This is a genomic window from Streptomyces sp. sk2.1, assembly GCF_008120935.1.
Taxonomy (GTDB): Bacteria; Actinomycetota; Actinomycetes; order Streptomycetales; family Streptomycetaceae; genus Streptomyces.
In genome coordinates this window covers 57,506-64,020 of sequence record NZ_RDBO01000086.1, presented here as the reverse complement: position 1 = coordinate 64,020, position 6,515 = coordinate 57,506, and the positions used below count along the sequence as shown (strand labels likewise).

At 67.9% G+C, this 6,515-nt stretch carries 7 protein-coding genes; 3 read left to right on the top strand and 4 right to left on the bottom strand.

Annotated features, from left to right (window positions below; translation table 11 throughout):
• Positions 1 to 217: 217 nt before the first annotated feature.
• Positions 218 to 1,273, bottom strand: a complete 1,056-nt coding sequence (locus EAO76_RS39210; RefSeq protein ID WP_148841015.1) for a bifunctional DNA primase/polymerase — start codon at positions 1,271 to 1,273, stop codon at positions 218 to 220.
• Positions 1,274 to 2,397: 1,124 nt separating this feature from the next.
• Between EAO76_RS39210 and EAO76_RS39205 the strand changes: the two genes are divergently transcribed.
• Together EAO76_RS39205 and EAO76_RS39200 are read left to right on the top strand one after the other, a co-directional pair.
• Positions 2,398 to 2,781, top strand: coding sequence for a VOC family protein (locus EAO76_RS39205; protein WP_187438975.1), 384 nt, complete (start codon positions 2,398 to 2,400; stop codon positions 2,779 to 2,781).
• Positions 2,782 to 2,905: 124 nt separating this feature from the next.
• Positions 2,906 to 3,658 carry a hypothetical protein gene (locus EAO76_RS39200; protein ID WP_148841013.1) on the top strand — a complete coding sequence of 251 codons (753 nt, stop codon included), beginning with the start codon at positions 2,906 to 2,908 and terminating at the stop codon, positions 3,656 to 3,658.
• Between the two features lie 82 nt (positions 3,659 to 3,740).
• Here the strand turns inward: EAO76_RS39200 and EAO76_RS39195 are convergent, their stop codons facing one another.
• The 3 genes from EAO76_RS39195 to EAO76_RS39185 all read right to left on the bottom strand — a co-directional run bounded on the left by EAO76_RS39195 (position 3,741) and on the right by EAO76_RS39185 (position 5,862).
• Positions 3,741 to 4,253, bottom strand: coding sequence for an SMI1/KNR4 family protein (locus EAO76_RS39195; protein ID WP_222872240.1), 513 nt, complete (start codon positions 4,251 to 4,253; stop codon positions 3,741 to 3,743).
• A gap of 67 nt (positions 4,254 to 4,320) precedes the next feature.
• Positions 4,321 to 4,974, bottom strand: a complete 654-nt coding sequence (locus EAO76_RS39190; protein WP_262376136.1) for a class I SAM-dependent methyltransferase — start codon at positions 4,972 to 4,974, stop codon at positions 4,321 to 4,323.
• Positions 4,975 to 5,202: 228 nt separating this feature from the next.
• A complete protein-coding gene (locus EAO76_RS39185; protein ID WP_148841012.1) occupies positions 5,203 to 5,862 on the bottom strand; it encodes an NADPH-dependent F420 reductase in 660 nt (219 codons plus the stop codon).
• A gap of 76 nt (positions 5,863 to 5,938) precedes the next feature.
• Between EAO76_RS39185 and EAO76_RS39180 the strand changes: the two genes are divergently transcribed.
• The gene (locus tag EAO76_RS39180) at positions 5,939 to 6,361 is read left to right on the top strand and encodes a helix-turn-helix domain-containing protein (RefSeq protein WP_262376135.1); all 423 of its coding nucleotides are present in this window, start codon (positions 5,939 to 5,941) and stop codon (positions 6,359 to 6,361) included.
• Positions 6,362 to 6,515: the final 154 nt, after the last annotated feature.

Sequence of the window (6,515 nt, the reverse complement as noted above, 5' to 3'; positions counted from 1 at the left end):
GTCCCCGAGTTCCGGAAAGGCTCGGAACGGCCCGCACACGGGCGCCGAGCGGCTTCGGCCCCGAGCGGCTTCGGCCGAGCACGTCCTGGACCCGTTGATCGCGGGGCCGCGTACTGGGCGGGCAGCAGGGAAGGAGCGGACTGTTCGGTGCCCAGAAGGTCGAGCATCTGCTGAGCTGCGGCCTGCGGGTCGAAGCGCGGCGAGCTCTCGGCACTGCTCATGAACGTCCCCTGAGGTGGAGCGGGCGGGCGGACCCCACGGCGAGCGCGTCGTCGACGATCGTCTCGTTCCTGGCCTGCTGCCAGGGCCTGGCGTAGTGCGCGACCCGGACGAGCCGGTCCCGGACGTGGGGCAGTTCCAGGTGGCCCGCCGCGGCCAGACCCCCGGCCGTGTAGGCGGCCCGGTTGAGCTTCTCGGAGAACGCGGTGCCCTCCGACGCGGCCGCGCATCCGGCGACCTCCGCGATCAACGGGTCCAGGACGTGCTCGGCCGAAGCCGCTCGGCGCCCGTGTGCGGGCCGTTCCGAGCCTTTCCGGAACTCGGGGACAGGTGGCAGGCCCCGGGGCTCCTGAGGCGCCACGACGTGCCCTGTACGGACGAGTTCGTCCCTGAGCCAGTCGGGGAGGTCCGCAGGGGTCCTGGCGGTCCCCTCCGCCCGGTAGACGCCCTGCGGGACGCGGGTGCTCGGGGCGACGATGTAACCGCCGTCGGCCCGTACGTCGACCTGCCAGGCGAGCGCGGCGTTCCGGCCCGAGCCCGTCGAGCACCGGAAGCGGGTCGAGGGGGCGGGGTTCCGGTACCAGATGTGCAGCCCCCCGGAAGGCGTGCGCACCCGGAGCGTGGTGGTGTCCTCGGCCGGATCGGGGGCGCCCCGGAGGGCAGCCAGCAGCGCCAGCGTGTCGAAGCCGGAGGCCAGCCCCGCGAGGCTCACCTGCTCGGGGATCGGGATGCCCGGCAGCAGTCGTGAACGGTCGGCGACCGGGGCCTGGTGGGCGTCGATGTCGATCACGATCAGATCGGCGGGCCCGCAGGCCACGCCCACCCCGGCCGCGGGGGTGTCGGTCCACCACTTGTCGATGCGCTCGGGGTCGGTCGTCGCCGCGTGGAAACCGTGGCAGGGCCGTCCTGCGGGCAGGCACGAGCAGGTGGCCGGCTCGTGCCGGTGGGCCCGGCAGCGGGGGCAGTTGCCCGCGGGAGTCTTCCGTCCCTGCGCGAGGGGGTGAACGGGCCAGCCCTGCGCGGCGCACCAGCGCGCGACGGCATGCGGGGGCACGAACCTGCCTGGGGCTGCACGCTCCCGGTTTTTGCCTTCGCGCGGCACGCGGACCGTCCTCGTCACATCTAGGTTGCTCGATCGCTCCCGGGCCACCGGTTGTCTGGTGACCCACTGTCAGGGACCGAAGGGACTGTAGTGCAGAAGAGAGTCTAGGGCCCAGCATCCGGAAAACGAGCTCGCCCGGGGCCGCGTGCCGTTTCTATCAGTTTCCTTGGTCCCTTGAGTCCCTGGGGGTTCGGGACGCGTTCCTTCGGCCTGGTCCCGGAGGGGCGGGCGGAGGCGCTCCCAAACCCGCCGCCAGTCCCTGAGGAGGAACTGCGGGAACCCGACCTGAGGGACCGGAGGCTCGCAGGCTCGGCACCCTCAGCCTATGGCCGCGACCCAGGGACCGGCCGCATCAAGCACGCCCGACACCAGAAGACCTGCACCCGGGAGCCCCGGAGGGGCTGGACAGGGTCCAGGGGCCAAAAGCCAGGGGCTGACGAAACTGCGTCCCTGAGCTCGGTCCCTGCATGTTTTCGCAGGTCAGAGCCTTTTACCAGATCAGAACAGGGACTCTAGGGACTCAACTCGGCAATTATGAGCTACACCTGATGTATGTCTGACACGCGCCCGCGCGTATGAACCCCTATCTCTTGTCTACGTCATAATTGCACTTTTTAGTCCCTACGGTCCCTGCTGGAACGAGCTGCACTGCTCTGACCTGCGAAAACATGCAGGGACCGAAGGTTTTTCACCGAAGGACTCCAGACACTTCAGTCCCCGCTTTTGGTCCCTGGACCCTTTCGGTCCCTCCCAGGACCTGGCTGGAGCGTGTGCGGGACTGCCCGAAGCAGAGGGACCGAACCAGGCAGGCCCTGGGCCGAAGGCCGGATGAGCCTTCAGTCCCTGGCTCCCCCGGCAAGCTTCAGTCCCTGCCCCAGGGGGCCTGGCAAACACACGACCCCTGCCAGACCTCGGAGATCTGTGCCTCGACCTATTACGCCGTAATAGCTACGTCGGCAGTGGAAGTACCGCTCCCCCACCTGCTCGACCAAGACTCCACGAGTGCTTGAGAGAGAACTGGTTCAGGCAATCAAGTACGTAGCTTTCATGCGTCCGCGCCCGGCATAGTGATCAACATGATCGGACGCCTGTTCTCTCTTGTCATCGACTGCCCCGACCCGTCCGAGCTCGCGACCTTCTACGAGAGCTTGTTGTCGTTGCCGAGAGTGGAGGAGACGACTGACTACGTCGTGCTCAAGAGCACGACGGGCACGGAGATCGTGACCTTCCAACGCGTCGGCGATTTCCGACGGCCGCAGTGGCGCGACCCGGAACGCCCGGCGCAGGCGCATGTCGATGTGTTGGTCGACGACCTGGACCTCGCGGAGCCGAAGGTGCTTGCCCTGGGTGCGACGTTGCTCGAAGGGTCGGACAAGCCGATCGGCTATCGCGTATACGCGGACCCGGTTGGACACCCCTTCTGCCTCGTCACACGTGAAAGCGTGATGCTCGGCGAGTAGAGCCCCCATCGCACGGTCCGCTCCCCCGCCCTGTCCAGGCCCATCCGCCCCGGCACGAGAGCCTCCCCGGAGTCCGGGAGCCCTCGGACAGCTGCTTCCTCGTGGGGCTTGGCATACTTCCCGGATGGGGACACGGGCCGTGGAAGCAGCGCGGCGTTGGCTGGCTGATCAGGGTGTCGGCCAGGTACGCGACGGGTGGACGAGCGATGCGAAGCCGGGCGAGCTGCTGACGGCCAACCAAGTGGCACATTCCTGGGCCGGTGATGTGTTCGCCGAAGACCTGGACCCAGCCGCCCAGGTGCAGTTGGCCTTCGGACTGCTGGACCTCCTCGACGAGTACTGGGTCACGTGCGAGATCCGTTTCGCGAACGAGAGCGCGGACGGTCCCTTGCCGGCCGATGTGCTGTGGGACGGCTATCGACAGCGTCTGGAGGCGGACCGGGACGCCGAAGCCGTCACGTACTCGCTGTGGGTGGACTGGTTCGAGGACCACACCACTACCGCGACTGCCTTCGCAGAAGTACTCGGTAACGACATCGACCGAGTCGTTACCGAGCACTCGGAAGCCCTGCTCCGTCGGGCCCGGCGGGTACTGGAGTGCTCGGGCCCGGTTCCCTGGCCGGTGAAGGAACCGGCATACCGCACTGCCGCGAGCCGCCCCGCTCTGCACCCAGTACTCTTCCGCGGACTCCTGACGAGCTTCCACGACGTCTACGGCGACCTGGAACCGGCCGCCGCACTGGCCCTCCTGGACCGACTGGACCTCCCGACGGACACCCGCCACCTTGCGGAACTGCGGCACGTGCTCGCGGCGGGACACAAGAACCACTACCGCAGCCCCGACGCCTGGGACGATGCACTTCGCTCCTGCTCCTGAAAGCGCGTGATCCCGGCCCGTCGGGTGGTGGCGGTGGTCCCGGGTGGTGGAGCTTTTTCCGGTGAGGTCAGTCGGGCGTGCCTCAACTCCGTTCGTTCTCGAACTCCCGGGCGGGGACGAGTCCTTTGACGAAGGAGGGGAAGTCCGGCGCGAGGGCCAGTTCCGAGTTGTCGTCCGCATCGAACCAGGCAACGGACGGTTCCCCGTGTCGGCCGCAGGTCCGGTAGTCGAGCCCGATCCAGTAGTGCCCGTCGCCCGAAACCAGCACCACTGCTGCGGGCAGACCCCATTCTTCGACCAGGTACGGGCTGTCGAGCATGGACAGCATCCGCTCGCGGTGACCGATGCCCATCACGCTGTCGAACGGGACGTGGTCGGCACTCCATGAAGTTGGTCGGCTTGCAGGGAAGGCATTCCGGCTGTCGCTGACCCGGCCACCGTTCTGCTTGCGGAGCAGATCCAACAATGAGTCGGGGAGCGCGACGTTCAGTAGTCGCTCGGCCTCCTCGACTGCCCGGCCGGTCAGGGGCGGCTGTACTCCGTAGTCGCTACTGGTGTCCCAGAAAGGGGGCTGAAGATCCTCGAAGTGCGCCATGACCGGCATCGTAGGAGCCGGACCGGGCAGCTCACCGTCCGGCCTCGACCGGACGAGTTCGGCCCGTTCAGCCTCCAGCCGCATCCCGCCCTGCATCGAGCTGGAGACCGAGGTAGGTCCATGTCACTCCCGGGCGTCCATGCGGATCCTCACGCCGAGTTTCATGGATGACGCCCAAGCCGTGGCCCCGGGCGAGGCCGATGGTTTCCTCGGCGGAGACGGGGAACATACGGCGCCCCGCCGGGACCGGGCCATGACGCAGGGAGAGGACCACCCGGCCTCCGCGCCCGAGCAGGCCGACCAGACGGGCCATGGACGAGGTGCGCTGTCGTTCGTCGAGATGCATCCAGACCGCGGTCAGCAGGATCAGGTCGAAGCGGCGTGCCTGTGAGGTCAGCCCGGGAAGTTCGGGAAGCGCGTCGTCGACCCACTCGATCTCCTGGTCGGCATGAAGGCGTCGGCCCAGCGTGCGCAGCTCGGCGGTGGGTTCGGCGGCGACGACCCGGTGTCCCCTGGCGGCCAGCGCCGCCGCGTCGCGCCCACTGCCCGCCCCGATGGCCAACACGGAACCCGGCCGGGAGGGGAACAGGTGAAGCACCTCGCGGTGTACCTCGTTGAAGGTCACGCTCTCGTACTGCTCGGCAAGAGCCTCCGCTGCTTGACCGTATCCAGCGGTACTGGCCATGGCATGCAACTGGTCGCTGTCCGTCTCGCTGCTCATGGCGAAGCACCCTACGACTGCTCCGGCAAGGGTGACGAGGTGAGTGCGGTGACCGTCCCATCGGACCTGGGACGAGGTTCTGAGGCGAGGAGCTATTACGGCGTAATAGGTCTGATGACGTCGACACCGGCGCTCCGCGCCCCGAACCTCGTGGCCGGGATCCGGGCTCGACCTATTACGGCGTAATAGGTCGAGCCCGTAAAGAGACCCGAGTAACGGTCTGCACGCTCATATGTTTCCGTCCTCGGGGCCCGTGGCATAGGCCAGCGGTGGCGCGATTGCCCGTACATCCACCCCCCCCCCCACCCACAGTCCGATGTACAACGCGGCGGTTGCTTCCAGGAGTCCGGCTCGCTCCAGCCCTCCTCCGGCCACCGGCTCGCAGCCTGTGTCCTTGACCAGTTCGTACACCCGGGCAAGCGCTGCTTCGTCGTCCCCGCACACCGGAACGGCCAGGGGTCGGCCGTCGAAGACCGGCGGGGTCATCCGCCATACGTCCTCGTGACAGAGATTGAACGCCTTGACGACATGCGTGTCCGGCGCCGCCGAAGCCAGCTGACGAGCCGCCGAAGGGCCGTCCTCCGTCAGCAGGCGAAAACCGGGCCCGACCGGATTGGCGCAGTCGAGCAGGACTTTCCCCACGAGCACCGACCGAAGCCCCTCGACGACGGCCGCCCCTGCCCCGTACGGCAACGCGGCCAGCACCACCTCGCCGAATTCGGCCGCCGCCCGCAGACTCCCGTGCCCCGTGCCGTTCCCCATGCGCCTCGCAAGCCGCTGGGCCTTCTGCTCGTCCCTGCCTCCGACGAGCACTTCATGCCCGGCCCTCCCCCAGTGCGTGGCCAGTGCGTCCGCCATGTTTCCGGTACCCAGCACACCGATCTTCATCGATCCGTCCCTCTCCGCAGCTGCCTCAGTCGCTTTCGGGACGACACTAGAAACCCCGTCGGGCACCATGTGGTAAGTGACGACCGACGCCTATCTCGCCGACTGCCGTGCCCGCCTCGCGTTCGACCTCCTCTCCAACACCTGGAACGCCGTACTGATCTGGGTGCTGCGGAGTGGTCCCCAACGCCCGGGCGAACTGCGCGAGCGCATCGGGGGCATCAGCCCCAAGGTCCTGACCGAGACGCTGCGGCGGCTGGAGTTCAACGGACTGGTCGCACGCAATGCCTACGCCGAGGCGCCGCCCCGCGTCGAGTACGAGCTGACCGCTCTGGGACGGACGTTGCTCGGCCCGATCGACGCGTTCGGCGCCTGGGCCTTCGAGTACGGCGACGAGGTCATGGCCGCCCAGGAACGCAATGAGCATGCTGCGGCCTCGCACGAGCCATCCCGCACATCCCGTTCGTCTCACCCGCCCCTCAGTTCTTCGGGCGCGGAGTGACGCGGTTCTCCCGAAGACCATTCCGCGAGAAGCTTCGGGCCGGATGAGTGCCCCCTCCCCCACTCTCCCTCCCTGCTTTCGGGCTCTCCCGAGGGTTGTCCCCTGTACAGGTCGGTGCTGTCGAAGAGCTCTTCAATCGTTCCGGCCAGTCGAT

What these genes read in the sequence shown, in the direction of transcription:
- EAO76_RS39205 (WP_187438975.1), top strand. Translation starts at nt 2,398, where the DNA reads ATGATCGGACGCCTGTTCTCTCTTGTCATCGACTGCCCCGACCCGTCC.
- EAO76_RS39200 (WP_148841013.1), top strand. Translation starts at nt 2,906, where the DNA reads ATGGGGACACGGGCCGTGGAAGCAGCGCGGCGTTGGCTGGCTGATCAG.
- EAO76_RS39195 (WP_222872240.1), bottom strand. Translation starts at nt 4,253, where the DNA reads ATGGCGCACTTCGAGGATCTTCAGCCCCCTTTCTGGGACACCAGTAGC.
- EAO76_RS39190 (WP_262376136.1), bottom strand. Translation starts at nt 4,974, where the DNA reads ATGAGCAGCGAGACGGACAGCGACCAGTTGCATGCCATGGCCAGTACC.
- EAO76_RS39185 (WP_148841012.1), bottom strand. Translation starts at nt 5,862, where the DNA reads ATGAAGATCGGTGTGCTGGGTACCGGAAACATGGCGGACGCACTGGCC.